Below are 26,457 nucleotides of genomic sequence, written 5' to 3' on the forward strand. Positions count from 1 at the left end.
TCAGAGTCCCGCGAATCGTTCCTTGACCTCTTCGGCCGTCAGCCCGTAGTCGGCAAGTGAATACGAGTGTTTGGGCGCACGTTCGCCGGATTGGCTGTCGGCATGGCTCTTTTCCATGGCCTGCCGGGCGTCGTCGGTCAGCGCGATGTCGAAGTGCCGGTAGGCGTCGGCCACCGTGCCAAGCGGGTCGGCGATCAGTGCGCGGTAGTCGACGTCGTAGAACTGGGCCGGATCGTATTTGGTGCGTGCGGTGTTGAACCGCTCGAGGCCACGCGACCAGGTTTCCATCGAGTCAGCGCCGATCTGGTCGCCGACGAAGGACGACGACCACCCGTCGGCAGTGTGCTGGGCCAGCGAACACATCGAGGCCATGATCGTCTCGACGGGTCGATGCGTCTGGATGACGAGCGCATCGGGATAGGTCGACATCAGCGCGTCCAGCGCGAACAAATGACTGGGGTTCTTCAGCACCCACCGCTTGTCGGCGTCGTTGAGCCCGATCAGCTGAAGGTTCTTGCGGTGCCGCTGATATGCCGGTGTCCAGTCCTGCTGCGACAGCCATTTTGAATAGCTGGGCAGGTGCGCCAGCGTCTCGTAGGACACCGAGTGCAACGACTGCCGCAGCAGCTGCCAGCATTCCTCCAGCTCGTATGCGGCCATGAAGTGCAGCCCGGTGTAGCCAGGGTTGTCCTGATGGTGCTGGGTGAACTGGGCGTCGAGTTGGCGATACAGCGGGTGGGATTCCCAGGTGTCGCGTGGCGGACGGGGCTGCGGGAACTCGGCCAGCCACATGTGCAGGCCCTGGTGGGCCGGATCGGCGCCGAGCAGTCGATGCAGCGCGGTGGTGCCGGTGCGCACCAGCCCGGTGACGAAGATGGGCCGCTTGACTGCGACGTCGGCATGCTGCGGATATTGCTTCCAAGCGGACTCGGACAACAGCCTGGCCACCAGTGCGCCGCGTAGGAAGAACCGATTCATCTTGCTGCCCAACACAGTAAGACCGGCTTCCTGCTTGTATGAGTCCAACAGCACACCCAAGGCTTCGCGGTAGTTGTCGTCGCCGCTGCCGAAGTCGTCGAGCCCGGTCAGCTTGGTGGCCGAGGCATGCAACTCGTCGACAGTTGCGATGTCGGTGCGTTCAGGCATTACGTGTGGTACTCGCCGCAGTTGACATCGAGCGTCTGACCGGTGATGCCGCTGGACAGGTCGCTGGCCATGAAGAGAATCGCCGACGCCACCTCGTCCTCGGTGGGCAGCCGCTTGAGGTCGGAGTTCGCCGCCGTGGCCTGATAGATCTGCTCGGCCGTGGTGCCGTACTTGCCGGCCTGGTGGTTGAAGTAGGCCTGCAGCGTGTCGCCCCAGATATAGCCGGGCGCAACGGAATTGACGCGAATGCCCTGTTCGCCCAGCTCGGTGGCCAACGACTGCGACATAGACAGCAGCGCGGACTTGGCCATCTTGTAGGCGCCGTATTTCGCCTGGGAGTGCCGGATCACCATGGAGTTGACGTTGACCACCGAGCCGTGCGATGCGGCCAGCGCCGGGGTGAAGCCCTGGATGAGCCTTAATGCCCCCAGCGCACTCAGCTCGATCGCGTCGCGGATGTGCTGAAATGTGGTACCGGCCAACGGCTTCATCGACGGCACCCGGAATGCGTTGTTGATCAGCACGTCGGCCTTGCCGTAGGCCTCGATGGTGGCGTCGACGAGGTTGGCGACTTGATCGTCGTCGGTGATGTCGGTGCGCACCGTCACCGCCCGGCCGCCGACGTCGGCGATCTGCTTGGCGACATCGTCGAGACGCTCCGGGGTGCGGGCAGCCAGCACCAGGTCGGCTCCCTCCCGTGTGCATCGGTGCGCCAGCGTCGTGCCCAGACCCGGGCCGACCCCACTGATCACCACAACCTTGTCGTCGAGCATTTTGGTCATCCCAGCATCCTTGCCGCAATTTGTAGTTGGCGCTGCGCAATTCGCGTGCGCCAGGCATCTTCGGAGATCTTGTTGTCCTGGTAATATGGCAGCTCGGGCGGGACGGTGTCGATGTCGACCAACTCGACGCCGGGTCCGTCGGCTTCGGTGAGTTGGCGCGACACCCGTTGCCAGCGGAACTGCAGGAATCCGCGGCGATGCCCGAGCGTTTCGACCCAGTTGGTGACGCCTGGGTTCTGGTCGGCGACGACGATGCGGATCTTGCCGTCCGGATCCGCTTGGGCCTGAGTGTTGTTCAGCGAGGTCTGGTGGTTGATGTAATCCAGCGAGATGTACCACATGCTGCCCAGCTGGAAGCCGAGGTAGGGCGCGTCGGTGACCGGGAGCGTGATGATCAGGGCCTGATCGGGCCGCAGCTCGAAGTGCCCGACCGAGGAGTATTGCGTCGCCAGGCCGCCGGGCGTCAGGCGTGGCGCGACCATGGTGTTGACCGGGATGTCAAGATAAAACCACTGCGGAAACTGCAACCAGGTTTTGATGCGGCTTACGAGCTGCTTTCCCGCTGTGGCGTAACGCTTTTCGATCGCTCCGCGGGTCAACGCCGGCGGTGCGGTGCCGGCGGTGTCCAGCCGTTGGATCGCCACGGTGCCGCGCTGCGCCGACCAGTCGCCGTAGACCTCACGAATCACCAGCTGGCCGGGGCTGTTCGGGCGGACCTGCCATTGGAAGCTGCCGTCCGCGGCGATCTCGAGCTCACGGTCGTCGAACGCGGCCTGGCTGGCCGGCACGTTGTCGTCGGTGTACTCACCGCCGAGCAACTGGAAGCTCAGGTCGGTGGTGGTGCCACGGATGCCGGTGACCAGGTAATCGTGGTCGGGTTGGACTCGGCAGCCGAAGTAGAGAGTGTCCGGGTTATCCAGGCCCATCTTGGTGAACGGCCCCGTGCCAGACAGCAGCATCGGGTGATCACGCTCGTAGTCGAACACCATGTGTGTGCAGGCGGCCACACACCCGGCCAGGTATTGCAGCCCCTCGAGCAGGTCGGCTTCGGTCTCGATATGCGGTGCGGCGGCGACGAGTTCTTCGGCCTCGGCGATCGCGTCGGTTAGCGGTCTGGAGAAAAGAGGAGCGGACACGCCTTGACGCTAGAACGTGTTCTAATTTCCGTCAATGGGCGAACACCCGCCCGGCAACGATGCAGGCTGGAACAGCCTGAGGAGGCGCCGGGCAATGACCGTTGCGTGTTGGCGCGGGCAGTCACCGACGAGGCTCGCTCACTCCCCGACTACGGCACGCACTGCTGCGACAGGTCGATCAGGTGCTGCCGCACATCCGGATGCCGACTCAGGTAGTCGATGACGTTGGGGCCGCCGCCCTCCGCCTCCGACCTGGCCTGCAGCTCCTGGTGCAGGTCGGGATGCCGCTTTAGGTACGAGTCGATGGAATTACCCACTGTCTCATCGCACTGAGCGTTGGCCACGGGCAACGCAATGAGCGTCGCGGCCGAGGCGCTCAGCAGGCCACCAGCGAGCAGACCATACAGTCCGCGGCGACGGGACCTCGGGGCTCCGGAAGTCATGGTCATCGGATTGCTCCTTAGGGCACCGGCTCTTGCTTCGATGTACTAATCGAGGTTACCCGCGACGGCGTTACCGCTGCCTTTGCTGAAGCTGTGAGGCTAGTGTGTGACGGCTTCCTGACCGCTCGCCGCCTGCTCGCGCTTGATCTCCAACGCGATATCGATGAGCTGGTCTTCCTGACCGCCGATGAGCTTGCGCTGGCCGGCGCGGTGCAACAGCTGGTGGGCCGGAACGTCGTAGCGCTCAGCCTGGCGAACGGCATGCTTGAGGAAGCTGGAGTAGACCCCGGAGTACCCCATGATCAGGGCGTTGCGGTCCAGCAGGCATTCGGCCGGCATCGCCGGCCGCACGACGTCCTCGGCAGCGTCGGCGATATCGAAGAAGTCGATGCCGGTCTTGACACCGATCTTGTCGAAAACCCCGATCAGGGCCTCGACGGGCGCGTTGCCCGCGCCGGCGCCGAACCGGCGGCAGGAGCCGTCGATCTGCTTGGCGCCCGCCCGCACGGCCTCCACCGAGTTCGCGACCCCCAGGCCGAGGTTTTCGTGGCCGTGGAATCCGACCTGCGCGTCGTCGCCGAGTTCGGCGACGAGCGCCGAAACCCGGTCCGCAACGCCGTCGAGCACCAGCGCCCCGGCGGAGTCGACCACGTAGACGCACTGACATCCGGCGTCGGCCATGATGCGCGCCTGCGCGGCCAGTTTCTCCGGCGGAATCGTGTGCGCCATCATCAGGAACCCGACGGTTTCCAGACCCAGCTCGCGGGCCAGCCCGAAGTGCTGGATCGACACGTCGGCCTCGGTGCAGTGGGTGGCGATCCGGCAGATCGACCCGCCGTTGTTCTGGGCCTCCTTGATGTCTTCCTTGGTGCCCACTCCGGGCAGCATCAGGAAGGCGATCTTGGCCTCTTTGGCGGTCTCCGCGGCCAGCTTGATCAGCTCCTGCTCGGGTGTCTTGGAGAACCCGTAGTTGAAGCTCGAACCACCCAGCCCGTCACCGTGGGTGACCTCGATGACCGGCACACCCGCGGCGTCCAAGGCGGCGACGATGGCGCCGACCTCGTCCTTGGTGAACTGGTGGCGTTTGTGGTGCGAGCCGTCCCGCAGGGACGTGTCGGTCATCCGGACGTCCCAGATCGGGTTGAAGAAGATGTCCTGGATGCTCATGCCTGCGCTCCTCCCGCCGTCGCGGAAAGCGATTCTTTTGCGATCTCCTCGCCGACCTTGGTGGCCGCGGCGGTCATGATGTCGAGGTTGCCCGCATACGGCGGCAGGTAATCCCCGGCGCCCTCGACCTCGACGAACGTCGTGACCAGAGCTTGGCCACCGGAGTGCATCGACGGCTCGTCGAACTGCGGCTCGTTGAGCAGCCGGTAGCCCGGCACGTAGGTCTGCACCTCGGCGACGACGTCCCGAATCGACTGGGCGATCGCGTCCTGGTCGGCGTCCTCCGGGATGGCGCAGAAGATCGTGTCACGCATGATCATCGGCGGGTCGGCCGGGTTCAAGATGATGATCGCCTTGCCCCGCTTGGCGCCGCCGATGGTCTCGACGCCCTTGCTGGTGGTCTTGGTGAACTCGTCGATGTTGGCCCTGGTGCCCGGCCCCGCTGAGACCGAGGCCACCGACGCCACGATCTCCGCGTACGGCACTCCCCCTTTTTCGACCAATGCGCGACTCACGGCGTGGACGATCGGGATGGTCGCCTGTCCGCCGCAGGTGATCATGTTGACGTTGGGCGCGTCGAGGTGCTCGCGCAGGTTGGCCGGCGGAATCACGGCCGGGCCGACCGCCGCCGGCGTCAGATCGATGGCCCTGATGCCCGCCGCCTCGTACTTCGGCGCCGCGTCGCGGTGCACGTAGGCACTGGTCGCCTCGAACACCATGTCGGGTTTCTCGGGTTGGGCGAGCAGCCAGTCGACACCTTCGTGGGTGGTTTCCAAACCCAGCTTGCGGGCCCGCGCCAAGCCTTCGCTGTCCGGGTCGATGCCCACCATCCAGCGCGGTTCGAGCCAGTCCGAGCGCCGCAATTTGTAGAGCAGGTCGGTGCTGATGTTGCCTGACCCGACAATGGCCACACTGGCCTTGGAAGGCATGAACGCTCCTTTACTCGAAGGACAACCGGACGGACCCGAGGCCGGCGAAGTCGGCGACGAAGTTGTCACCGGGCCGGGCGTCGATGGCCCGGGTGCACGAACCCGGCAACACGATGTCACCGGCCCGAAGCCGTACACCAAAACTCTCCACCTTGCGGGCCAGCCACGCCACCGCGGTCACCGGGTTTCCCAGAACGGCGTCGCTGCGCCCTTTAGCCACCACCTCGCCGTTGCAGGTCAGCACCGCGTCGATTTGGGTGATGTCGATGTCGGTCGGCGCCACCCGTCCGGCGCCGAGCACGAAGCCCGCCGAGGAGGCGTTGTCGGCGATGGTGTCGCACAGCGCGATCTTCCAATCGGTGATTCGGGTGTCGATCAGTTCGATGGACGGCGCAAAAGCCTCGGTGGCCTTGAGCACGTCGTCTTCGGTACAGGCCGCGCCCGGCAGGTCGTGGGCCAGGATGAAACCCACCTCGACCTCGACACGCGGGTAGAGGTACCTGTCCGACTTGACCGGTGCGTCTTCGAACACCTGCATCTCGTTGAGCAGGTGCCCGTAGTCCGGCTCGTCGACGCCCATCATCTGCTGCATCGCCAGCGACGAGAGGCCGACCTTGTGCCCCACCACTCGGGCGCCCTCGGCGACCCTCTGACGGATGTTGATCAGCTGGATCTCGTAGGCGTCGACGACGTCGATCTCGGGGTGTGCGGCGGTCAACGGCGCGATCGGCTGGCGGCTCCGCTCGGCCTGCGCGAGATCGGCGGCCAGCGCATCACGGGTGGCAAGCGGGATCATTTGACCGAAGTCCCCTCGTTCGTGTGACCGGGCCAGTAGCGCCCGGCCCCGGCAATTCTATAACGTGTTCTACATGACAGCTCAGGAGTTCGACGTCGTCGTGGTGGGCAGCGGCGGCGCCGGCATGGTGGCTGCCCTCGCGGCCGCCCACCGGGGTCTTTCGACAATAGTCGTCGAGAAGGCTGCCCACTATGGCGGCTCGACTGCACGCTCGGGCGGCGGAGTGTGGATTCCCAACAACGAGGTTCTCAAGCGCGACGGCGTCAAAGACACCGCGGAAGCGGCCCGCACCTACCTGCACGGAATCATCGGCGACATCGTCGAACCGGAACGCATCGACACCTACCTGCAACGCGGGCCCGAAATGCTGTCGTTCGTCCTGAAGCACACCCCGCTGAAGATGTGCTGGGTGCCCGCGTACGCCGATTACTATCCCGAGGCCCCGGGCGGCCGCCCGGCTGGCCGTTCCATCGAACCCAAGCCCTTCAACGCCAACAAGCTCGGCCCCGATCTGGCCGGGCTGGAGCCGCCGTATGGCAAGGTTCCGCTCAACGTCGTTGTGATGCAACAGGATTACGTTCGGTTGAACCAGCTGAAACGGCATCCGCGAGGTGCGCTGCGCAGCCTCAAGGTGGGTGCGCGCACCATGTGGGCAAAGGCGACCGGCAAGAACCTTGTCGGCATGGGACGCGCGCTCATCGCGCCGCTTCGGGTCGGGCTGCGCAAGGCCGGCGTCCCCGTGCAGCTCAACACCGCTCTGACCGACCTTTACATCGAGGACGGGACGGTTCGTGGCATCTATGTGCGCGACACCAAGGCACCTGAATCCCTTGAGCCTCAACTTATTCGGGCTCGCAAGGGAGTGATTCTCGGCTGCGGCGGATTCGAACACAACGAGCAAATGCGAGTCAAGTACCAGCGTGCACCGATCACCACCGACTGGACGGTCGGCGCGAAGGCGAACACTGGCGACGGCATCCTTGCTGCCGAAAAGCTCGGCGCAGCACTGGAAATCATGGAGGATGCGTGGTGGGGGCCGACCGTTCCGCTGGTGGGCGCGCCGTGGTTCGCATTGTCTGAGCGCAACTCCCCCGGCTCCATCATCGTCAACATGTCGGGCAAGCGATTCATGAACGAATCCATGCCCTACGTCGAGGCATGCCATCACATGTACGGCGGCGATTACGGGCAGGGTCCCGGCCCGGGTGAAAACATTCCGGCATGGCTGGTGTTCGACCAGCAATACCGCAATCGCTACATCTTCGCAGGTTTGCAACCAGGACAACGTATTCCACGTAAGTGGCTGGAATCCGGCGTGATCGTCCAGGCCGACACGCTTGAGGAGCTGGCCGCCAAGGCCGGCCTGCCGGTCGATGAGGTCACCGCTACCGTTCAGCGTTTCAACGGCTTCGCACGCTCGGGGGTCGACGCCGATTACCACCGCGGCGAGAGCGCCTATGACAGGTACTACGGCGACCCGACCAACAAGCCGAACCCCAACCTCGGCGAGATCAGTCACCCGCCGTACTTCGCCGCCAAGATGGTGCCGGGCGATTTGGGCACCAAGGGCGGCATCCGCACGGACAAACACGGCCGGGCACTGCGCGACGACGGCAGCATCATCGAAGGCCTTTATGCGGCCGGCAATGTCAGCTCTCCGGTGATGGGGCATACCTATCCCGGTCCGGGCGGCACCATCGGCCCTGCGATGACGTTCGGGTACCTGGCGGCTCTGCATCTTGCAGGAGAGCACTGACATGCCCATCAACCCCGACGTCGCACTCGCCGCCGAGCTCGATCCGATCGAATTCTCCTGGAGCAGCAGCGATGTGCAGCTCTACCACCTGGGACTGGGTGCCGGTGCCGACCCGATGGACGCACGCGAGCTGCGCTACCTGGTCGACGACACCCCGCAGGTGCTGCCGACGTTCGGGAACGTGGCGGCCACCTTCCACGCCACCAAGCCACCGACCGTGCAGTTCCCCGGTATCGACATCGAGCTGAGCAAGGTCCTGCACGCCAGTGAGCAGGTGAGCGCACCGGCGCCACTGCCGCCGTCAGGTGCCGCGAAGGCCGTCACCCGGTTCACCGATATCTGGGACAAGGGCAAGGCCGCGGTGATCTGGTCGGAGACCAAAGTGACCGCGCCGGACGGAACCCTGCTCTGGACGCAGCGGCGATCGATCTTCGCTCGCGGCGAAGGCGGGTTCGGCGGCGAGCGCGGATCGTCGACCTCTGCGGCCGCACCGGGCCGGGCACCGGATCTCGAGCTGGACATGGCGGTGCTGCCGCAGCAGGCGTTGTTGTACCGGCTTTGCGGCGACCGCAATCCGCTGCACTCCGATCCCGAATTCGCCGCCGCCGCAGGGTTTCCGCGTCCCATCTTGCATGGCTTGTGCACCTACGGAATGACCTGCAAGGCGCTGGTCGATGCGCTACTCGACGCCGATGTCGCCGCCGTCGCGTCCTACGGCGCACGTTTCACCGGTGTGGCGTATCCGGGCGAGACGCTGAAGGCCGCCGTCTGGAAGGAAGACGGCCGGCTGCTGGCCAACGTCATCGCACCCGCCCGCGAGAACGCCGTCGTGCTTACCGGGGTGGAGTTGGTTCCGGCGTAGGTCGAGTGGCGTCGAGCGTGCCGCTAGCCGCACGTTCGGTCTTGACTGTGCGGCTAGCCGCACGCTCGATGCGCTAACGCCGCACGAACACGGCTAAGGACCTCTGCAGGCCGGTCACCCGCGACCACCCGGATCACGATCCACCCAAGGCGCTCGACCAATTCCAGTCGCCGGATATCCCGGGTATATTGCCGACGATCGCTGCGGTGATGTTCACCGTCGTACTCGACCGCGACTTTGACGTCCGCCCAACCCATATCGAGATAAGCGACAACGTTGCCAAGCCCGTCGTCGACCGGAATCTGCGTCTGCGGCCGAGGCAAGCCTGCCTGGGTCAGCACAACTCGGAGCCAGGACTCCTTGGGTGATTGTGCGCCGGCGTCGGACAGATCCACCGCCTGACGCGCTCGCGTGATCCCCCGCCTTCCTTCGTATTTGCGCGCCAACATCGCCACATCGGCCGCCTTGATGTCGGTGGCACGGAGCAGGGCATCGATCGCAGCGACCGCAGTCATCGTCGGATACCAACATCCAAAGTCCAGCGCCGTCCTGGCCGGCGAGGTGACCGGCATGCCTGCCACCATCTCAATCTCGTCCTGATCGATGCGGTCTCCGTGCGTCTGAATTCCCGGCGGCCGACGACGATTGTTGTGAACCAATTCCACGGTCCTTGCATGATCAATCCACTGGCTATTGTGTAGCGCGGCCGCGGAGAAACCCGCGACCACGCCGCGACGTCCGGTCCATAGCCAGCCTGCTTTCGCACGCAGCGCGGCGGTGACGTCGACATCGCCCTCGATGTAGACGTCCGGGAACAATCGGCGACATTGCGTGGCGAGTTGAGCTTTCGTCAATGCCCCCGCAGCGACCGCCTCGCTGCCGATGAATGGTTCTCGCACGACGGCAGCGTCGCAGGCTGCCCCACCATCGTCACTTTAGCTGTGCACACCTCGACGAACGTGCGGCTGGCCGCACATTCGGGTGCGAACGTGAAGCTAGCCGCACGCTCGAGCCCAACGGCTAGCCCAGGATCAGACCTGAGGTAGGCACGCCGGTACCCGCCGTGACCAGCACATGCTCGACGTCGGGCACCGGGTTCACCGACGTACCCCTTAATTGGCGGACGCCCTCGGCGATGCCGTTCATGCCGTGGATGTAGGCCTCGCCAAGCTGCCCGCCATGGGTGTTGATGGGCAGGCGGCCGCCCACCTCGACCGCACCGTCGGCGATGAAGTCCTTGGCTTCGCCCTTGCCGCAGAATCCCAACTCCTCCAACTGAATCAGCGTGAACGGGGTGAAGTGGTCGTAGAGCACCGCAGTCTGGATATCGGTCGGCACCAGCCCCGACTGCTGCCACAGCTGCTGACCCACCAGTCCCATCTCGGGCAGGCCGAGTTCCGGCCGGTAGTAGCTGACCATCGTGTACTGGTCGGGGCTCGAGCCCTGTGCCGCTGCCTCGATGACCACGGGCCGGTGTTTGAGGTCCTTGGCCCGCTCAACCGAAGTCACCACGATCGCCACCGCGCCATCGGTCTCCTGGCAGCAGTCCAGCAGACGCAGCGGCTCGGCGATCCACCGCGAACTCTGGTGGTCCTCAATGGTTATCGGCTTCTCGTAGAAGTAGGCCTTCGGGTTCTTGGCGGCATGCTTTCGGTCGGCCACCGAGATGGCCCCGAAGTCTCGACTGGTCGCGCCGGACATATGCATGTACCGCTGCGCGATCATCGCCACCTGTGCCGCCGGCGTCGAAAGCCCGTGTGGATAGGAGAAGGAGTTATCCGCGGACGTCGAATCCGCCTGCGCGCTAGCGTCTCCCACCAACCGGGTCTGCACCTGCCCGAACCGCATCCCGGACCGCTCGTTGAACGCCCGGTACGCGACGACGACGTCGGCCACCCCGGTTGCCACCGCCATCGCGGCATGCTGGACGGTCGCGCACGCGGCGCCGCCGCCGTAGTGGGTCTGCGCGAAAAACTTCAGCTGGCCTATACCGGCGGCCCGCGCGACGGCGATCTCCTTGTTGGTGTCCATCGTGAACGTCGTGAGGCCATCGACGTCGGCGGGACTCAGACCGGCGTCGTCGAGGGCGTCGCGCACCGCCTCGGCGGCCAGGCGCAGCTCGCTACGACCGGAGTCCTTCGAGAAGTCGGTCGCGCCGATGCCGACGATGGCCGCCTTGCGCGAAAGCATCAAACATCCCCGATCGTGAGCGTAGTGGTCGCGATGACGTGGTCGCCAAGGCTGTTGCTGCCCACGACTTTTACCGTGATGAGGCCCGCGTCAACCGCGGTCACTTCACCGGCGAATGTCACGGTGTCGTAGGCGTACCATGGCACGCCCAGCCGCAGTCCGATCGACTTGATCAGCGCCGACGGCCCGGCCCAGTCGGTGACGTAGCGCTGCACCAGCCCGGTGTCGGTCAGGATGTTGACGAAGATGTCCTTGGACCCCTTGGCCTGCGCCAAGTCGCGGTCGTGGTGCACGTCCTGGAAGTCCCGGGTGGCCAAGGCCGTCGAGATGATGAACGTAGGGTCGCCGTACAACGACAGCTCGGGCAGCTTGGTCCCCACTTCGATGACCGGTGCGCTCATGCGTCGGGCTCCCAGGCGTAGAGACTCCATTCCGGACCCCTGTCACCAGCCGGGAAGTCGATGTAAGTTGCGCGAACGGGGTATCCGATCTTCACCTCGGCGGGGTCGACGTTGCGCAATTCGCCCAGCATGCGAACGCCCTCTTCCAGCTCCACCAAAGCGATCACGAACGGCACCGTGCGGCCAGGCACCTTCGGCGCGTGGTGCACGACAAAGCTGTACACCGTGCCCTTGCCGCTGGCCACCACGTAGTCCATCGGCTTGGTCTTGTCCTGCCATAGCGCCGGGACCGGCGGGTGCTGGAGGCTGCCGTCTTGCAGCCGTTGGATGCGCAGCTCGTGCGCCTTGACACCCGCCCAGAAGAACGCGGTGTCCCGCGACACCGACGGGCGCATCATCGCGTCGGGGTCCAGGTCCGCGGGCACGGCAGCCGGTGGGTCCTCGGACTCGCGCGGCTTGAATTTAAGTATGCGCCAAGCCATCTCGGCCACATCCTCGTCACCGACCCGCCAAGTGATGTGCTGGTTGATGAACCAGCCCTCACCGAGCGCGGTCTGCTTGGGGCCGACCACGTCGCGCATCTCGGAGACGATACTGACCTCCTCGCCCGGCCTCAGATACCGGTGGTAGGTCTGCTCGCAGTTGGTGGCGACCACACCGACGTACCCTGCGCCGTCGAACAGTTCCATCAACGGGCCCATGGGATCGTCGGTCGGACGCTCTCCCCCCAGGCCGAACATGGTCCACACCTGGATCATTGCCGGTGGGGCAACAATTCCCGGATGCCCGGCGTCGCGGGCCGCGACCTCGCTGGTGTAGATCGGGTTGCGGTCGCCGAGGGCCTCCACCCAGTTGTTGATCGTCGGCTGGTTCACCGGATCCCGCGCCGCTCGCGGCTTGGCGACGACGGTGGCGGTGATCTCCGCGACTTTTGCGGTGATCTCCGCGATGCCTTTCTGCGTGTCGGTCATCGAGGCACCCTCGGCACCTTGAGGCCCGAAGCAGCGATCATCTCACGCATGACTTCGTTGACCCCGCCGCCGAAGGTGATCACCAGATTGCGTTTGGTTTGCGAGTCCAGCCAGTCGAGCAGTTCGGCGGTGTCCGATTCGGCAGGGTTGCCGTACTTGCCGACGATTTCCTCGGCGAGTCGGCCGATGTATTGAATTCGCTCCGTGCCAAAGACTTTCGTCGATGCGGCATCGGCCACGTTGATGTCCTCGCCAGCGGCGGCCACCTGCCAATTCAGCAGCTCGTTGATCCGCCACATCGCGTAGATCTCCCCCAGCGCCCGCTTGACGTCCTGATGGTCGATGGGCGTGACACCGTCACCACCTGGTTTGGACGCCCAGGTGTGCAAGCGGTCGTAGATGCCGGCGGTGCGGCCCGCCGGACCGAGCATCACCCGCTCGTTGTTGAGCTGCGTGGTGATCAGCCGCCATCCGCCGTTCTCCTCGCCGACCAGCATGTCGGCGGGCACCCGCACATCGTTGTAGTAGGTGGCGTTGGTGTGATGGGCGCCGTCGGACAGGATGATCGGTGTCCACGAGTAGCCGGGATCCTTGGTGTCGACGATCAGGATTGAAATGCCCTTGTGCTTAACGGCTTCCGGATCGGTGCGGCACGCCAGCCAGATGTAGTCGGCGTCATGCGCGCCGGTGGTGAAGATCTTCTGGCCGTTGACGATGTACTCGTCGCCGTGGCGCACGGCGGTGGTCCGCAACGACGCCAGGTCGGTGCCGGCCTCCGGCTCGGTGTAGCCGATCGCGAAGTGCACCTCACCGGCCAGGATCGCGGGCAGAAACTTCTTCTTCTGCATCTCACTGCCGAAGACCTGCAGGGTGGGCCCCACCGTCTGCAGCGTCACGGCGGGCAACGGCACGTCGGCGCGATGGGCCTCATTGACGAAGATCTGCTGCTCGATCGGACCGAAGCCGTGGCCGCCGAACTCTTTTGGCCATCCCACGCCAAGCTTGCCGTCCTTGCCCATCCGGCGGATCACCGCCCGGTAGGCGGCGTTGTGGCGGTCCTGCTCCATCGCTTTCATCTCGTCGGACGAGATCAAATTTGAAAAGTATTGACGTAGCTCGGCTTGCAGCTGTCGCTGCTCCGGCGTCAGGTCGATGAACATTGCGCTCCCACCAGGTCGAGGCGATGAGAAGGCCCGCCCAGCAACCGGGTCAGGTCCTTGATCGTGGAGTAGTACCGGTGCATCGGATAGGTGACGTCCATGCCCATGCCGCCGTGCAAGTGGTGGCAGATCTGCATCACCGGCGGCGCCTGCGAGCTAATCCAGTATCCGAGCACATCCAGGTCGTCGTCGGCGTCCCTTCCTTCGGTCAGTCGCCAGATCACCGACGTCGACGCCAAGTCGATAGTCCGCGAGGCGATGTAGACCTCGGCGAGTTGCGCGGCGACGGTCTGGAAGGTGGACAGTGGCTTGCCGAACTGGTGTCGGTTGGCCACATAGTCGGCCGTCAACCGCAAGGCGCCGGCCACCAGGCCGGCCGCATAGGCCCCGATCGCAGCCAGCGCCAGCTGGTTGACCCGCTGAGTCGTCGCTCCGACCAACACGTCCTGTTCGGGCACCGCGACATCGGAGAACGTGACCACGTACTCGTCGGATCCGTTGGAGGTCGGCGTCTTTGAAAGGTGCACGCCCTCGGCCTTGGGTGACACCACGACGACGGCGCTATCGGCAGTGACGAGTATCCACTCGGCGCTTTCGGCATACGCGACACCGACTTTGGTGCCGGACAGTCGACTGTGCACAAAGGTTGTCGCCGGCCGGTCCGGCAGCGCAGAGCCGGGTTCGTTGAGTGCCGCGGTGAGCAGCGAGCCCTTGGCCAGCCCGCCGAAGTAGCGGTCCTGCTGGTCGTCGGAGGCCAGATCGAGCAGCGGCACGGCACCGAGCCCGAGAGTGGTGAGCGCCGGGCCGATCAGGCCGTGGCGACCGATCTCGGTCAGCGCCGTCGCGATCTCGGGCAGGCCGACACCGTCGCCGCCCAGCCGCTCGGGCACCGGCAGCGCCGTCACGCCGCCCGCTAACAACGCTTCCCAAGTGTTATCCCGATCCAGTACCGACGTGACGACGTCGGCGACCGCTTGCTGCGCCGGGTCCGGGGTGAAGTCCATCAGTGCGCCACCGGGGTTTTGCCGGTGTAATCGACCTGCCAGTGCTTGATGCCGTTGAGCCAACCCGACCGCAGCCGTTCGGGAGCCGAGATCGGTTTAAGGTCCGGCATGTTGTCAGCGACGGCGTTGAAGATCAGGTTGATGGTCATGCGCGCCAAGTTCGCGCCGATGCAGTAGTGCGCACCGGTGCCACCGAATCCAACGTGCGGGTTCGGGTCGCGCAGGATGTTGAACGTGTGCGGCTCCTCGAACACTTCTTCGTCGAAGTTGGCCGAACGATACGACATCACCACCCGCTGCCCCTTCTTGATGGTGACTCCGCCGAGCTCAACATCCTCGTGCGCCGTGCGCTGGAATGCCGACACGGGCGTGGCCCAGCGGATGATCTCGTCGGCGGCCGTCGAAGGACGCTCCTTCTTGAACAACTCCCATTGATCGGGGTTCTGCGAGAATGCGATCATGCCGTGGGTGATCGAGTTGCGAGTCGTCTCGTTGCCTGCCACCGCGAGCATGATGACGAAGAAGCCGAACTCGTCGTCGGAGAGCTTCTCCCCGTCGACATCGGCCTCGATCAGGGTCGTGACGATGTCGTCGGTCGGGTTCTTGCCGCGCTCGTCGGCCATCGCCATCGCGTACATGATCAGCTCCATCGACGACTGGGCGGGATCGACGTCGGCGAACTCAGGATCCTCACCACCGGTCATCTCGTTGGACCAGCGGAACAGCTTGTCACGATCCTCCTGCGGCACGCCCAGGAGTCCGGCGATGGCCTGTAGCGGCAGCTCGCAGCTGACCTGCTCAACGAAGTCGCCGCTGCCCTCGGCCGCTGCGGTCTTGGCAATGTTCTGGGCCCGCTGAGCCAGTTCCTCCTCCAGCCGCCCGATCGCCCTTGGGGTAAAACCACGGGAGATGATCTTGCGCAGCCTGGTGTGATGCGGCGCGTCCATGTTCAGCATGACGCTGCGCTGCAGTTCGACGGTCTCGCGCGTCATATCTTTGGGCCAGGTCGGGATGGCGCCGTTCTGCCAGCTAGAGAAGACGTCGCTGCGACGCGACACCTCCTTGACGTCGGCGTGTTTGGAGACGATCCAATAACCCTTGTCCTCGAAGCCGCCCGAGCCGCCCGGGATGTCGACCCAGTGGATCGGTTCGGACTCGCGGAGCTGGGCGAGTTCCGCCACCGGAAGTCCGACCAGGTTGACGTCGGGATCGAGGAAGTCGAAGTCGGCCGAAATAATAGGGGGTGCCATGAGGGTGCTCTCCTGAATTGCAACGTGTTCTAGTGCCAGTAAAACATGCCGTCACCGCAGACAAAAGGCGCTCCGGCATCCTCGCTTGTCAGGGTAATGAAACGTGTTCTAGCCTGACCCCATGGGTACCCCGGTAATCGTTGAAGCAACCCGCAGCCCCATCGGCAAACGCGCCGGATGGTTGTCGGGGCTGCACGCCACCGAGCTGCTGGGCTCGGTTCAGAAGGCGCTTGTGGACAAGGCCGGTGTCGATGCCGGCGACGTCGAGCAGCTCATCGGCGGCTGCGTGACGCAGTTCGCGGAGCAATCTAACAACATCACCCGCACGGCCTGGCTGACCCTGGGTTTGCCCGAGCAGGTGGGCGCCACCACCATCGACTGCCAGTGCGGTAGCGGGCAGCAGGCCAACCATCTGATCGCGGGCCTGATCGCGGCGGGCGCCATCGACATCGGGATCGCCTGCGGCATCGAGGCGATGAGCCGCGTCGGGCTGGGCGCCAACGCCGGTCCCGACCGCAATTGGCGTGCCGAGTCCTGGGACATCGATCTGCCCGACCAGTTCACCGCCGCCGAGCGAATCGCCAAGCGCCGCGGCATCACTCGCGAGGACATCGACGCCTTCGGATTGGCCTCTCAGCTGCACGCCAAGCGGGCCTGGGACGAGGGCCGCTTCGACCGGGAAATCTCACCGATCGAGGCGCCAGTGCTCGACGAGCAGAAGCAGCCCACCAGCGAGCGCCACATGGTCAGCCGCGACCAGGGTCTGCGCGACACCACGCTGGAGGGATTGAGCCAGCTCAAGCCGGTGCTCGACGGCGGCATCCACACCGCGGGCACGTCGTCGCAGATCTCCGATGGCGCGGCGGCGGTGTTGTGGATGGATGAGTCCGTGGCAAAAGCGCACGGCCTGCGGCCGCGGGCGCGGATCGTCAGCCAGGCGCTGGTCGGCGCCGAGCCCTACTACCACCTGGACGGCCCAGTGCAGTCCACCGCGAAGGTGCTCGAGAAAGCCGGCATGAAGATGGGCGACATCGACATCGTCGAGATCAACGAGGCCTTCGCATCGGTGGTGCTGTCCTGGGCGCGGGTGCACGAGGCCGACATGGCCAGGGTCAACGTGAACGGCGGCGCGATCGCGCTGGGGCATCCGGTCGGTTGTACCGGCAGCCGGCTGTTCACAACGGCACTGCACGAGTTGGAGCGCTCCGATCAGAGCACGGCGCTGATCACCATGTGCGCCGGCGGGGCGCTGTCGACCGGCACCATCATCGAGCGCATCTGAGGTGTCGGTTTCCGACGACGACCGCATCGCCGCGGCCCAGTCCTACATCGACGCACTGGTCAGCCACAATGGCGATGCGGTTCCGTTCGCACCGGACTGCATTCGGATCGAGCAGGGCATCAAAACCGGCTTTTCCGGAAATCACCTGCGACGCAGCCTCAACCGCGGCCCGCAATTCCGGATCATCGCGGCGGCAACGCCGCCGGAGTACACGATCAACGGCGACGAGGTCCGCGCGGTGTACGACGTCGTGACCAAAGTCCGGCTTGGCGCGCGGCGGTTCGGGGCGCATGTTGACGAGACGTTCGTGATCCCGGTCGGGGGTACAGCGATCCACCACATCGGGGTTCGGATGCGCCCGTTCTTCAAGCGAATTTAGTATCGGCGTCATGCCCGCCAAACCGCGACCGAGCTATCTGAATTCGCCGTTCACCGACTTATTCTTCAAGTGGATGTCACGCGTCAACACCTTCATGTACCGCCGTGGCGGCGGCGAAGGACTGGGCGGCACTTTCCAGAACATTCCGGTCGCGTTGCTGACCACTACGGGCCGCAAAACCGGGCAGCCGCGGGTCAGCCCGCTGTATTTCCTGCGCGACGGTGACCGGGTGATCGTCGCCGCGTCGAAGGTCGGCGCCGAGAAGAACCCCATGTGGTACCTCAATCTCAAGGCCGATCCCAAGGTTTCGGTTCAGATCAAAAGAGAAGTCCTCGACCTGACCGCGCGGGACGCCTCAGAGGAGGAGCGTGCCAAGTACTGGCCGCAACTGGTCAAGATGTACCCGACATACGAGGATTACCAGTCGTGGACCGATCGGACCATTCCGATCGTCGTGTGTGAGCCCGCGCGTTGACGTGACCCGGCAGCGGTGGTTCCGCAACTCGCGGTTCCTCGCCGTATTGCTCAAATACTTCGCCCGCGCGCACATCTGGGTGTACCGCCGGACCAACGGCCGACTTGGCGCCAGGTTGCTGTGGTTTCCGGCTCCTCTGCTGACCACGACCGGACGCAAATCGGGTGAGCTGCGGACTCCTCCGACGCTGTACCTCCGTGACGGCGACCTGGTGATCCTGCCGGCATCCTTCGGCGGTCGCGCCGAGAACCCGATCTGGTACCGAAACCTGAAGGAAAATCCGACAGTCGAGCTGCAGATCCGCGCCGAGCGGCTACAGCTATCCGCCCGCGATGACATCGACGAGGAACGAAACCGCTACTGGCCCCCGCTGATGAAGATGTATCCGCCCTACCGCGGATACCAGCAGGCCACCGATCGGATCGGTCCCGCTGATCGTGTGTGAACCGGCATAAATCAACCTGTGAATTGTCTTAAACTTCCAGGTCATATGCGATAGATTGCCTATGCGCTGCCACGCCCTCGCGACAAAAGGGAGAAAGTGACGAGCAATCGAAATCGGCTTCGCTTTGCTGTCGTCGGGCTGCTCTCAACGGGCCTGATGTCCATCGGATCGGCGATGGCCTGGGCCGACGACGGGTCGATCGTGCTGGACTTCGTCCGGCACGGGGAGTCGGTCGACAACGCGGCGGGCATCATCGACACGACGCCGCCGGGAACCCCACTCGACGCAACCGGCGAAGGCCAAGCCTCCACTGTCGCCAGCTCGATCATCTCGGAGTTTGGGACCAAGATCGCCGGGGTCTTCGACTCGCAGGAGCTCAGGACGCAGGAGACCGCGATCCCGTTGGTTACACACCTGGTGGCTAGCGGAGATGCCGCCGCCGCGCCCCAGACCTTGGCCGGGCTCAACGAGATCCCGGCCGGCGCGTTCAACGGCGATGCAACGAACAGCCTCGAGGGCATCCTGTATTTACTGGGACCACTCTCCTGGGCGTTCGGGGATGTATTGATGCCGGATGTGGGCGACCCCAGCGTCAACGGGGTCACGTTCGACGAAAGCTTCGGTGGCGCCGTTCAAACGATCTACGACGACACCGCAAGCGCTACCGGCACCCCGACCGACGTGGCTTTCTCCAGCGAAGCCGCGATCGCTGTCTGGACCTTGATGAACGTGAACAACCCCGACTTCTCCGTCCTGCTGCAGGAAGTCGAGGAAACCGAAGGCTTCCTACCCAACACCGGCCAAGTCGTCATCGAAGGCAGCCCCGGGGATTGGACGCTGGTCAGCTATGACGGGACAGCGGTGCCGCAGGATCCGGGACTGGGCACCGAGCTGTTCGTCGACTTCCGCAACCTGATCGAGGCGCCGCAGTTCGCCGGCTACGACATCTACGAGGCTCTGCTCAGCGGCAATTCGGCCGCGATTGATGCCGCGCTTCAGGCCGGCATCACCCAAGTCGACACGGCACTCACGCAATTCCCGGTCGAGGTGTTCGATGACATCGTCGCCGCTTTAGGCGGCAGCATCTGAGCCCGGTAATGCTTAAGCCCCGCTGCCTTGCTGTCGGGCTGCTGTCGACCGCTCTGCTGTCCACGGGATCGGCGATGGCCTGGGCCGACGACGGGTCGATCGTGCTGGACTTCGTGAGGCACGGAGAATCGGGCGACATGACCGTGGTCAACACGTTGGTGCCCGGTCCCGACCTCACTGACACCGGCGAACAGCAGGCCGACGACCTCGTTAAGGTGCTGTCGGGCAACGGCATTGACGACATCTATGCGTCGGCGATGATCAGGTCGCAGGAGACCGCGATGCCATTGGCCGAGGCGCTTAATTTACCGATCCAAGTGTTGCCCGGGCTGAATGAAATCGACGCCGGCATCTTCGAAGGCATCCCGGTGAACGTCGGGGACCTCCCGCTGGGCGGCGCCCTCTATCTGCTCGCCCCGCTCGCCTGGACACTCGGTTTGGACTTCGTTCCACAGCTGGGCTCGACGGTCGACCCTAACGGAATCGCCTTCGACGAAAGCTTCAGCGGCGCCGTGCAATCGATCTACGACGGCAGCGTCGGGTCCGACACGGGCAACATCACCGATGCTGTGTTCTCGCATGAAGGTGCGATCGCGATCTGGACACTGATGAACGTCAACAACCCCGATTTCTCGCTCGTGCTCCAGGAGTTCCTCAACACCGGCGAGTTGTTGCCCTACACGGGCCAAGTCGTGGTCGACGGTTCGCCCGGGGATTGGACCCTGGTCAGCTGGGACGGGACGCCGGTACCTCAGGACCCGGGACTGCCGACTGAACTGTTTATTGACTCCCGCGACCTGATCACGGCGCCGCAGTTTGCCGGCTACGACATCTACGACGCCTTGCTCACCGGCAATTCGGCAACGATCGACACTGCGGTTCAGACCGGTCTCACCCAAGTCGACACGGCGCTCACCCAGTTCCCGGTCGAGGTATTTGACGACATCGTCAGCGCGTTGGGTGGCTCCATCTAAGCCAATCTCGTTGCCGACGGACAAATTCCGCGTCGACGACGCTGCCGTGACCGGGCACATAAATGGCGTCGGGTCCGCCGACCGCAAGTAACCGGTCAAGCGTGGCCGGCCACGCCGCCACATCGGAATCGGCATCGATCGCCAGGTCGCCGGACTCCTCGATGAGATCCCCGCTGAAAATCACGACCCGGCCGCCGTCCTCATCGGGCACCACCACGACCAGATCCGAGGTGGTATGGCCGCGACCCAGGTGAGCGATCGTCACCCCGCGGCCTCCGAGGTCGACGACGGCGCGATCGACGGCGTGTTGAGGCGGGCGCAGTGCCGCGATCGCGCGGTCGACTTCCAGGGCGTCGGCGCCGTAGCCTCGAGCGTCGTCGCGGAGCTGGTCAGTGGCCGTCGTGAGGTAGTCGAGAACCTCTGGTGCGCAATATAACTGCGCTTCAGCGAATAGCCCGGACCCCAGGACATGATCGAAATGTTTGTGGGTCAACACCACATGGGTCACACTGCGTGCGGCGATCTGCTGGACGTCGGCGTCGATGGCCTCCGCCTCGGTGAGCGTGGTACCGGCGTCGACGAGCAGTACTCCGGTACGGCCCTGCACCAGGCCGACGGTGACGTCGAGGAACGGCAGCCGACAACGATGCACGCTGTCGGTCAGCCGCTCCCAGTCGAAGTGCACACCCGGCCCGGATCGGCTGCCGAGCTAGGCGCCGTACACCGGCACCGCAGGGCGCGACTTGGCGAGTAGATCGCTGACGACGGAACCCAATTCCGCGGGATCCCATTTGGCGCCCTTGTCGATCTGCGGACCGTGTGCCCAGCCTTCAGCGATGCGGATTTTCCCGCCCTCGACCTCGAACACCTTCCCGGTGATATCACGGGATTCGACGCTACCCAGCCAGACCACCAGGGGCGAGATGTTCTCGGGCGCCATGGAGTCGAAATCGTCGTCCTGCGTTGCCATCATCTCGGCAAAGACCGTCTCGGTCATCCGGGTACGGGCCGACGGCGCGATCGCATTGACGGTGACGCCGTACCGACCCATTTCGGCGGCGCCGACGAGCGTCAGTGCCGCGATGCCGGCCTTGGCGGCGCTGTAATTACCCTGCCCGACGCTGCCCTGCAGTCCGGCACCGGAACTGGTGTTGATGATCCGGGCGTCAACGGTTTTGCCCTCTTTCGACAGTCCCCGCCAATACGACGCGGCGTGCCGCATCGCCGCGAAGTGGCCCTTGAGGTGCACCGCAATAACAGCGTCGAGCTCTTCCTCGCTGGTGTTGGCCATCATCCGGTCGCGCACGATGCCGGCGTTGTTCACCAGGACGTCCAGGCCACCGAACGTGCCGACGGCGGTCTGCACCAGGGCGGCCGCTTGATCCCAGTCCGCGATGTTGGATCCGTTGGCGACGGCTTCGCCTCCGGCGGCGGTGATCTCGTCGACTACTGTCTGCGCAGCGCTGCCGCCGCTAGCGGGTGAGCCGTCCAGGCCCACACCGATGTCGTTGACCACGACCCGCGCGCCCTCCGCGGCGAAGGCCAAGGCGTGCGCGCGCCCGATACCGCCGCCCGCTCCGGTGACGATGACGACGCGGCCGTCGACTAACCCCATTGCATGCCCATTCTCCTCGTCTCCTCTACTTGATCGCGCTGGCGTTCGTTGTGGCCAGATAATGCGGCGGCTCGCCCCCGCCATGCACCTCCAACGAGGCACCGCTGATGTAGGACGCCGCATCCGAGGCCAAAAACGCCGCGGCCCAACCGACATCGGCAGGGGTGGCCAACCGGCCCAGTGGCACGCTCTTGGAGATCGCGGCGATCGACTCGGCGTCGCCGTAGAACAGCTCCGACTGCTCGGTTTCGACCATGCCGACCACGCAGGCGTTCACCCGCACCTTGGGTCCCCATTCCACTGCCAGCGTCTGCGTGAGGCTCTCCAGGCCGGCCTTCGCCGCCCCGTATGCACCGGTGCCCGGGGACGGCCGACGGCCGCTGAGACTGCAGATGTTGACGATCGACCCGACGCGTGCCTGCTTTTGCATCGTGTCGTTGGCATGCTGGGAAACCGACAGCGCACCAATCAAATTGAGCTCGATGATCTTGCGATTGAACTTCGCGCTGGAATCGGCGGTCAGCACATAGGGCGAACCGCCGGCATTGTTGACGACGACGTCGAGGCGGCCGTGCCGGTCGACGATGGCGTCGATCATCGCCTTGACAGCGTCGTCGTCACGGACGTCGCAGGAATGGAACTCGTAGGGCAGGCCCTCGACCGCGCGCCTGGCACAGGTCACCACGGTGGCACCCTGCCCGGCGAAGATTGAACTGATGCCGGCGCCGACCCCCCGAACGCCGCCGGTCACCAGAACGACCCGGCCGGCGAGCCCGAGGTTGATCTCGGGGACTCCTCCGGCGTGGGTCACTATGCTAGCGTACCAAGCAAGTGCTTGCTTAGGTAAATCGTCCCCGAAGGAAGTGGCCGAGGATCTCGATGACAATCACGTCACGCATCACCGAACCCGGGATAGTCGCGGTAACGGTCGACTATCCCCCCGTCAACGCCATCCCATCGCGCGGCTGGTTCGAACTCGCCGACGCACTGACCGCCGCCGGCAACAACCCGGACACGCACGCGGTGATCTTGCGGGCCGAGGGCCGCGGCTTCAACGCCGGGGTGGACATCAAGGAGATGCAACGGACCGAAGGATTCACCGCGCTGATCGACGCCAACCGCGGCTGCTTTGCCGCCTTCCGTGCGGTCTACGAGTGCGCGGTGCCGGTGATCGCCGCGGTCAACGGATTCTGCGTCGGCGGCGGCATCGGCCTAGTCGGTAACGCCGACGTGATCGTGGCCTCCGAGGATGCGACCTTCGGGCTGCCCGAGGTCGAGCGTGGCGCGCTGGGTGCGGCCACCCATCTGTCCCGGTTGGTGCCACAGCACTTGATGCGGCGACTGTTCTTCACGGCGGCCACCGTGGACGCCGCCACCCTGCACCACTTCGGCTCGGTGCACGAAGTCGTGCCGCGAGACGAACTCGATGAGGCCGCGCTGCGGGTGGCGCGCGATATCGCCGCCAAAGACACCCGGGTGATCCGCGCCGCCAAGGAGGCCCTGAACTTGATCGATGTCCAGCGGGTCAACTCCAGTTACCGCATGGAACAAGGCTTTACCTTCGAGCTCAATCTCGCCGGGGTGTCCGACGAGCATCGCGATGCGTTCGCCGGCACGGCGAAGGGTGATAAGTCGTCATGACCGACAAGAGAACCACCCTCGACGACGCCGTCGCCCAACTGCGCAGCGGCATGACGATTGGCATCGGCGGCTGGGGATCGCGACGCAAACCGATGGCGTTCGTGCGTGCCATGCTGCGCACCGACGTCACGGACCTGACCGTAGTCACCTACGGCGGGCCGGATTTGGGTCTGCTCTGCTCGGCGGGCAAGGTCAAGCGCGTCTACTACGGGTTCGTCTCGCTGGACTCCCCTCCGTTCTACGATCCATGGTTCGCCAAAGCCCGCACCACCGGATCCATCGAGGCCCGGGAAATGGACGAAGGCATGCTGCGCTGCGGTCTGCAAGCGGCCGCGCAGCGGCTGCCGTTCCTGCCGATCCGCGCCGGGCTGGGCAGCTCCGTCCCGGACTTCTGGGAGGGCGAATTGCGGACGGTCACCAGCCCTTACCCGGCTCCAGGCGGTGGACACGAAACGCTGATCGCGATGCCGGCGCTGCGTCTCGACGCCGCGTTTGTCCACCTCAATCTCGGTGACTCGCAAGGTAATGCCGCGTACACCGGCATCGATCCCTACTTCGACGACTTGTTCTTGATGGCCGCCGACAAGCGCTACCTTTCCGTGGAGCACGTCGTCTCAACCGATGAACTGATCAAAGCGGTGCCGCCGCAGGCGCTACTGGTGAACCGGATGATGGTCGACGCCGTGGTGGAAGCGCCCGGCGGTGCCCATTTCACGACGGCAGCACCCGATTACGGCCGAGACGAGAAGTTTCAGCGCCACTACGCCGAAGCGGCCTCAACAGACGAGGGTTGGCAGAAATTCCTGCAGACCTACCTGTCCGGAGGCGAAGCCGAATACCAAGCGGCCGTTGGTGCATTCGCACAGGAGGCATCGAAGTGAGTACCCGAGCCGAAGTGTGCGCGGTGGCCTGTGCCGAGTTGTTCAGAGACGCCGGCGAGATCATGGTCAGCCCCATGACCAATATGGCCTCCGTGGGCGCGCGGCTCGCCCGGCTGACCTTCTCCCCTGGCATCCTGCTCACCGACGGCGAGGCGCAACTCCTGGCAGACACCCCGGCGCTGGGCGCCGCCGGCGCCGTCGAAGGGTGGATGCCGTTCGGCCGGGTATTCGAGACGCTGGCCTGGGGACGGCGTCATGTGGTGATGGGCGCCAATCAAGTTGACCGCTTTGGCAATCAGAACATCTCGGCGTTCGGGCCGCTGCAGCACCCGACCCGGCAGATGTTCGGCCTCCGGGGCGCGCCCGGCAACGCGATCAACCACGCGACCAGCTATTGGGTCGGCAACCATTCCAAGCGGGTGTTCTGCGACGCCGTCGATGTGGTCTGCGGTGTCGGCTGGGACAAGGTGGACGAGGACAATCCGGCGTTTCGGTTCGCCAACACGTACCGGGTGGTGTCCAATCTCGGGGTGTTCGACTTCGGCGGCCCGGACCATTCGATGCGGGCGCTGTCGCTGCACCCGGGTGTTTCGCCCGACGAGGTGCAGGAGAACAGCTCGTTCGAGGTGCACGGCCTCGGCGAGGCGAAAGAGACCAGGCTGCCATCCGACGATGAATTACGCCTGATTCGGGAAGTCATCGACCCGAAAGCATTGCGCGACCGAGAGATACGTTCATGAGATTGCGCACGCCGCTGACCGAGCTGGTCGGTATCGAACACCCGGTGGTGCAAACCGGGATGGGGTGGGTAGCGGGCGCCCGGCTGGTCTCGGCGACCGCCAACGCGGGCGGCCTCGGCATTTTGGCGTCGGCCACCATGACACTCGACGAACTGGCCACCGCGATCGGGAAGGTCAAGGCGGCCACCGACAAGCCATTCGGTGTCAACATCCGCGCCGACGCCGGCGACGCCGCCGACCGGGTGGACCTGATGATCCGCGAAGGCGTCAGGGTGGCATCGTTCGCATTGGCGCCCAAGCCAGAATTGATCAGCAAGCTGAAAGATGCCGGCGCGGTGGTTATTCCGTCGGTGGGCCTGGCTAAGCATGCGCGCAAGGTGGCCTCCTGGGGCGCTGACGCGGTGATCGTGCAGGGCGGCGAGGGCGGTGGACATACCGGGCCGATCGCCACCACTCTGCTGTTGCCGTCGGTGCTCGACGCGGTCAGCATCCCGGTTATCGCGGCGGGCGGGTTCTTCGACGGTCGCGGACTGGCCGCAGCGTTGTCGTACGGCGCCGCCGGAGTGGCCATGGGCACCCGATTCCTGCTCACCTCGGATTCGACCGTGCCCGACGCGGTCAAGGAGCGCTATCTGCAGGCCGGGCTGGACGGCACCGTCGTCACCACCCGTGTCGACGGCATGCCGCACCGCGTGTTACGCACCGGGCTGGTCGAGAAGCTGGAAAGCGGTTCACCGGCAAGGGGTTTTACCGCAGCCGTGCGCAACGCCGCTAAGTTCAAGAAAATGTCACAGATGACCTGGGCGTCGATGATCCGCGACGGCCTGGCGATGCGGCACGGCAAGGAACTCAGCTGGTCGCAAGTGGTGATGGCGGCTAACACCCCGATGTTACTCAAAGCCGGCCTGGTCGAAGGCAATACCGACGCCGGCGTGCTGGCTTC

The 26,457-nt window shown here is 65.0% G+C and carries 28 protein-coding genes and 1 pseudogene; 12 read left to right on the forward strand and 17 right to left on the reverse strand.

Annotation, left to right across the window (positions count from 1 at the left end; genetic code table 11):
- The 7 genes from VNW74_RS13760 to VNW74_RS13790 form a co-directional block, all read right to left on the reverse strand.
- On the reverse strand, nucleotides 1–1,146 hold the full coding sequence (locus VNW74_RS13760; protein WP_325677665.1) for a sulfotransferase: 1,146 nt from the start codon (nucleotides 1,144–1,146) through the stop codon (nucleotides 1–3).
- Nucleotides 1,146–1,928 carry an SDR family oxidoreductase gene (locus VNW74_RS13765; protein WP_325677666.1) on the reverse strand — a complete coding sequence of 261 codons (783 nt, stop codon included), beginning with the start codon at nucleotides 1,926–1,928 and terminating at the stop codon, nucleotides 1,146–1,148. The genes VNW74_RS13760 and VNW74_RS13765 overlap by 1 nt, the downstream gene beginning before the upstream one ends.
- Entirely contained in the window at nucleotides 1,925–3,064 is a 1,140-nt protein-coding gene (locus tag VNW74_RS13770; protein ID WP_325677668.1) for a hypothetical protein, read from the reverse strand. Before VNW74_RS13770 ends, VNW74_RS13765 begins: the two co-directional genes overlap by 4 nt.
- A gap of 149 nt (nucleotides 3,065–3,213) precedes the next feature.
- Nucleotides 3,214–3,513 (reverse strand): hypothetical protein, encoded by a 300-nt coding sequence (locus VNW74_RS13775; RefSeq protein ID WP_414686680.1) that lies wholly within the window; start codon nucleotides 3,511–3,513, stop codon nucleotides 3,214–3,216.
- Nucleotides 3,514–3,606: 93 nt separating this feature from the next.
- Nucleotides 3,607–4,674, reverse strand: coding sequence for a 4-hydroxy-2-oxovalerate aldolase (dmpG, locus tag VNW74_RS13780; protein ID WP_325677670.1), 1,068 nt, complete (start codon nucleotides 4,672–4,674; stop codon nucleotides 3,607–3,609).
- Entirely contained in the window at nucleotides 4,671–5,603 is a 933-nt protein-coding gene (locus tag VNW74_RS13785) for an acetaldehyde dehydrogenase (acetylating) (protein WP_325677672.1), read from the reverse strand. The genes dmpG and VNW74_RS13785 overlap by 4 nt, the downstream gene beginning before the upstream one ends.
- Before the next feature lie 10 nt (nucleotides 5,604–5,613).
- On the reverse strand, nucleotides 5,614–6,399 hold the full coding sequence (locus tag VNW74_RS13790) for a 2-keto-4-pentenoate hydratase (protein WP_325677674.1): 786 nt from the start codon (nucleotides 6,397–6,399) through the stop codon (nucleotides 5,614–5,616).
- A gap of 73 nt (nucleotides 6,400–6,472) precedes the next feature.
- On the opposite strand from VNW74_RS13790, the gene kstD reads away from it, so the two are divergent.
- Both kstD and VNW74_RS13800 read left to right on the forward strand, forming a co-directional pair.
- Complete coding sequence (gene kstD, locus VNW74_RS13795; RefSeq protein ID WP_325677676.1) at nucleotides 6,473–8,155, forward strand: 3-oxosteroid 1-dehydrogenase; 1,683 nt, start codon at nucleotides 6,473–6,475, stop codon at nucleotides 8,153–8,155.
- Nucleotide 8,156: 1 nt separating this feature from the next.
- The gene (locus VNW74_RS13800) at nucleotides 8,157–9,017 is read left to right on the forward strand and encodes a MaoC/PaaZ C-terminal domain-containing protein (RefSeq protein WP_325677678.1); all 861 of its coding nucleotides are present in this window, start codon (nucleotides 8,157–8,159) and stop codon (nucleotides 9,015–9,017) included.
- A 53-nt stretch (nucleotides 9,018–9,070) separates the two neighbouring features.
- Here VNW74_RS13800 and VNW74_RS13805 read toward each other — a convergent pair whose 3' ends face one another.
- From VNW74_RS13805 to VNW74_RS13835, 7 genes are all read right to left on the reverse strand, one after another.
- A complete protein-coding gene (locus tag VNW74_RS13805) occupies nucleotides 9,071–9,916 on the reverse strand; it encodes a hypothetical protein (RefSeq protein ID WP_325677680.1) in 846 nt (281 codons plus the stop codon).
- A 121-nt stretch (nucleotides 9,917–10,037) separates the two neighbouring features.
- Complete coding sequence (locus VNW74_RS13810) at nucleotides 10,038–11,207, reverse strand: lipid-transfer protein (RefSeq protein WP_325677682.1); 1,170 nt, start codon at nucleotides 11,205–11,207, stop codon at nucleotides 10,038–10,040.
- Nucleotides 11,207–11,608, reverse strand: coding sequence for a MaoC family dehydratase (locus VNW74_RS13815; protein WP_325677684.1), 402 nt, complete (start codon nucleotides 11,606–11,608; stop codon nucleotides 11,207–11,209). The genes VNW74_RS13810 and VNW74_RS13815 overlap by 1 nt, the downstream gene beginning before the upstream one ends.
- Nucleotides 11,605–12,579, reverse strand: a complete 975-nt coding sequence (locus VNW74_RS13820; RefSeq protein WP_325677686.1) for a bifunctional MaoC family dehydratase N-terminal/OB-fold nucleic acid binding domain-containing protein — start codon at nucleotides 12,577–12,579, stop codon at nucleotides 11,605–11,607. Before VNW74_RS13820 ends, VNW74_RS13815 begins: the two co-directional genes overlap by 4 nt.
- On the reverse strand, nucleotides 12,576–13,739 hold the full coding sequence (gene fadE29 / locus VNW74_RS13825; protein WP_325677688.1) for an acyl-CoA dehydrogenase FadE29: 1,164 nt from the start codon (nucleotides 13,737–13,739) through the stop codon (nucleotides 12,576–12,578). Before fadE29 ends, VNW74_RS13820 begins: the two co-directional genes overlap by 4 nt.
- Nucleotides 13,724–14,743 (reverse strand): acyl-CoA dehydrogenase family protein, encoded by a 1,020-nt coding sequence (locus VNW74_RS13830; protein WP_325677690.1) that lies wholly within the window; start codon nucleotides 14,741–14,743, stop codon nucleotides 13,724–13,726. The genes fadE29 and VNW74_RS13830 overlap by 16 nt, the downstream gene beginning before the upstream one ends.
- Nucleotides 14,743–15,993: a cytochrome P450 gene (locus VNW74_RS13835; RefSeq protein WP_325677692.1), complete on the reverse strand. Its 1,251-nt coding sequence runs from the start codon at nucleotides 15,991–15,993 to the stop codon at nucleotides 14,743–14,745. Before VNW74_RS13835 ends, VNW74_RS13830 begins: the two co-directional genes overlap by 1 nt.
- 121 nt (nucleotides 15,994–16,114) lie before the next feature.
- On the opposite strand from VNW74_RS13835, the gene VNW74_RS13840 reads away from it, so the two are divergent.
- The 6 genes and pseudogenes from VNW74_RS13840 (at nucleotide 16,115) to VNW74_RS13865 (ending at nucleotide 20,637) form a co-directional block, all read left to right on the forward strand.
- Nucleotides 16,115–17,275, forward strand: a complete 1,161-nt coding sequence (locus VNW74_RS13840; protein ID WP_325677694.1) for a steroid 3-ketoacyl-CoA thiolase — start codon at nucleotides 16,115–16,117, stop codon at nucleotides 17,273–17,275.
- Between the two features lies 1 nt (nucleotide 17,276).
- Nucleotides 17,277–17,654 (forward strand): hypothetical protein, encoded by a 378-nt coding sequence (locus VNW74_RS13845; RefSeq protein ID WP_325677696.1) that lies wholly within the window; start codon nucleotides 17,277–17,279, stop codon nucleotides 17,652–17,654.
- 10 nt (nucleotides 17,655–17,664) lie between these two features.
- Nucleotides 17,665–18,129 carry a nitroreductase family deazaflavin-dependent oxidoreductase gene (locus tag VNW74_RS13850; RefSeq protein WP_325677698.1) on the forward strand — a complete coding sequence of 155 codons (465 nt, stop codon included), beginning with the start codon at nucleotides 17,665–17,667 and terminating at the stop codon, nucleotides 18,127–18,129.
- A 1-nt stretch (nucleotide 18,130) separates the two neighbouring features.
- Nucleotides 18,131–18,584 (forward strand): annotated as a pseudogene (locus VNW74_RS13855) (nitroreductase family deazaflavin-dependent oxidoreductase).
- An 86-nt stretch (nucleotides 18,585–18,670) separates the two neighbouring features.
- Nucleotides 18,671–19,663 (forward strand): phosphoglycerate mutase family protein, encoded by a 993-nt coding sequence (locus tag VNW74_RS13860; RefSeq protein WP_325677700.1) that lies wholly within the window; start codon nucleotides 18,671–18,673, stop codon nucleotides 19,661–19,663.
- Nucleotides 19,664–19,671: 8 nt separating this feature from the next.
- A complete protein-coding gene (locus tag VNW74_RS13865; RefSeq protein WP_325677702.1) occupies nucleotides 19,672–20,637 on the forward strand; it encodes a histidine phosphatase family protein in 966 nt (321 codons plus the stop codon).
- On the opposite strand, the gene VNW74_RS13870 is transcribed toward VNW74_RS13865, so the two are convergent.
- The 3 genes from VNW74_RS13870 to VNW74_RS13880 are packed head-to-tail and all read right to left on the reverse strand — an operon-like array spanning nucleotide 20,612 to nucleotide 23,063.
- Complete coding sequence (locus VNW74_RS13870; protein WP_325677704.1) at nucleotides 20,612–21,322, reverse strand: MBL fold metallo-hydrolase; 711 nt, start codon at nucleotides 21,320–21,322, stop codon at nucleotides 20,612–20,614. The two genes, VNW74_RS13865 and VNW74_RS13870, sit on opposite strands and share 26 nt — an antisense overlap.
- A 24-nt stretch (nucleotides 21,323–21,346) precedes the next feature.
- On the reverse strand, nucleotides 21,347–22,252 hold the full coding sequence (locus VNW74_RS13875; protein WP_325677706.1) for an SDR family oxidoreductase: 906 nt from the start codon (nucleotides 22,250–22,252) through the stop codon (nucleotides 21,347–21,349).
- Nucleotides 22,253–22,277: 25 nt separating this feature from the next.
- A complete protein-coding gene (locus VNW74_RS13880) occupies nucleotides 22,278–23,063 on the reverse strand; it encodes an SDR family oxidoreductase (RefSeq protein ID WP_414686681.1) in 786 nt (261 codons plus the stop codon).
- A 68-nt stretch (nucleotides 23,064–23,131) separates the two neighbouring features.
- On the opposite strand from VNW74_RS13880, the gene echA20 reads away from it, so the two are divergent.
- The 4 genes from echA20 to ipdC all read left to right on the forward strand — a co-directional run.
- Nucleotides 23,132–23,893 (forward strand): (7aS)-7a-methyl-1,5-dioxo-2,3,5,6,7,7a-hexahydro-1H-indene-carboxyl-CoA hydrolase, encoded by a 762-nt coding sequence (gene echA20, locus VNW74_RS13885; RefSeq protein ID WP_325677708.1) that lies wholly within the window; start codon nucleotides 23,132–23,134, stop codon nucleotides 23,891–23,893.
- A complete protein-coding gene (gene ipdA, locus VNW74_RS13890; protein ID WP_325677710.1) occupies nucleotides 23,890–24,774 on the forward strand; it encodes a cholesterol ring-cleaving hydrolase subunit IpdA in 885 nt (294 codons plus the stop codon). Before echA20 ends, ipdA begins: the two co-directional genes overlap by 4 nt.
- The gene (gene ipdB, locus VNW74_RS13895) at nucleotides 24,771–25,514 is read left to right on the forward strand and encodes a cholesterol ring-cleaving hydrolase subunit IpdB (protein WP_325677712.1); all 744 of its coding nucleotides are present in this window, start codon (nucleotides 24,771–24,773) and stop codon (nucleotides 25,512–25,514) included. The genes ipdA and ipdB overlap by 4 nt, the downstream gene beginning before the upstream one ends.
- Nucleotides 25,511–26,457, forward strand: a 947-nt coding sequence (gene ipdC / locus VNW74_RS13900) for a (3aS,4S,5R,7aS)-5-hydroxy-7a-methyl-1-oxo-octahydro-1H-indene-4-carboxyl-CoA dehydrogenase (protein ID WP_325677714.1), incomplete at its 3' end; no start/stop codon positions are given. The genes ipdB and ipdC, both read left to right, overlap by 4 nt.

The organism is Mycobacterium sp. (assembly GCF_035570115.1).
GTDB lineage: Bacteria > Actinomycetota > Actinomycetes > Mycobacteriales > Mycobacteriaceae > Mycobacterium.

Bases quoted from the DNA above. Each gene is read 5' to 3' on its own strand.
- VNW74_RS13820 (WP_325677686.1), bottom strand. From the start codon at position 12,579: ATGACCGACACGCAGAAAGGCATCGCGGAGATCACCGCAAAAGTCGCG.
- VNW74_RS13835 (WP_325677692.1), bottom strand. From the start codon at position 15,993: ATGGCACCCCCTATTATTTCGGCCGACTTCGACTTCCTCGATCCCGAC.
- VNW74_RS13875 (WP_325677706.1), bottom strand. From the start codon at position 22,252: ATGGGGTTAGTCGACGGCCGCGTCGTCATCGTCACCGGAGCGGGCGGC.
- VNW74_RS13815 (WP_325677684.1), bottom strand. From the start codon at position 11,608: ATGAGCGCACCGGTCATCGAAGTGGGGACCAAGCTGCCCGAGCTGTCG.
- VNW74_RS13865 (WP_325677702.1), top strand. From the start codon at position 19,672: ATGCTTAAGCCCCGCTGCCTTGCTGTCGGGCTGCTGTCGACCGCTCTG.
- VNW74_RS13850 (WP_325677698.1), top strand. From the start codon at position 17,665: ATGCCCGCCAAACCGCGACCGAGCTATCTGAATTCGCCGTTCACCGAC.
- kstD (WP_325677676.1), top strand. From the start codon at position 6,473: ATGACAGCTCAGGAGTTCGACGTCGTCGTGGTGGGCAGCGGCGGCGCC.
- dmpG (WP_325677670.1), bottom strand. From the start codon at position 4,674: ATGAGCATCCAGGACATCTTCTTCAACCCGATCTGGGACGTCCGGATG.
- VNW74_RS13765 (WP_325677666.1), bottom strand. From the start codon at position 1,928: ATGACCAAAATGCTCGACGACAAGGTTGTGGTGATCAGTGGGGTCGGC.
- ipdA (WP_325677710.1), top strand. From the start codon at position 23,890: ATGACCGACAAGAGAACCACCCTCGACGACGCCGTCGCCCAACTGCGC.
- VNW74_RS13790 (WP_325677674.1), bottom strand. From the start codon at position 6,399: ATGATCCCGCTTGCCACCCGTGATGCGCTGGCCGCCGATCTCGCGCAG.
- VNW74_RS13830 (WP_325677690.1), bottom strand. From the start codon at position 14,743: ATGGACTTCACCCCGGACCCGGCGCAGCAAGCGGTCGCCGACGTCGTC.
- fadE29 (WP_325677688.1), bottom strand. From the start codon at position 13,739: ATGTTCATCGACCTGACGCCGGAGCAGCGACAGCTGCAAGCCGAGCTA.
- VNW74_RS13800 (WP_325677678.1), top strand. From the start codon at position 8,157: ATGCCCATCAACCCCGACGTCGCACTCGCCGCCGAGCTCGATCCGATC.
- VNW74_RS13810 (WP_325677682.1), bottom strand. From the start codon at position 11,207: ATGCTTTCGCGCAAGGCGGCCATCGTCGGCATCGGCGCGACCGACTTC.
- VNW74_RS13840 (WP_325677694.1), top strand. From the start codon at position 16,115: ATGGGTACCCCGGTAATCGTTGAAGCAACCCGCAGCCCCATCGGCAAA.
- echA20 (WP_325677708.1), top strand. From the start codon at position 23,132: ATGACAATCACGTCACGCATCACCGAACCCGGGATAGTCGCGGTAACG.
- VNW74_RS13760 (WP_325677665.1), bottom strand. From the start codon at position 1,146: ATGCCTGAACGCACCGACATCGCAACTGTCGACGAGTTGCATGCCTCG.
- VNW74_RS13785 (WP_325677672.1), bottom strand. From the start codon at position 5,603: ATGCCTTCCAAGGCCAGTGTGGCCATTGTCGGGTCAGGCAACATCAGC.
- VNW74_RS13775 (WP_414686680.1), bottom strand. From the start codon at position 3,513: ATGACCATGACTTCCGGAGCCCCGAGGTCCCGTCGCCGCGGACTGTAT.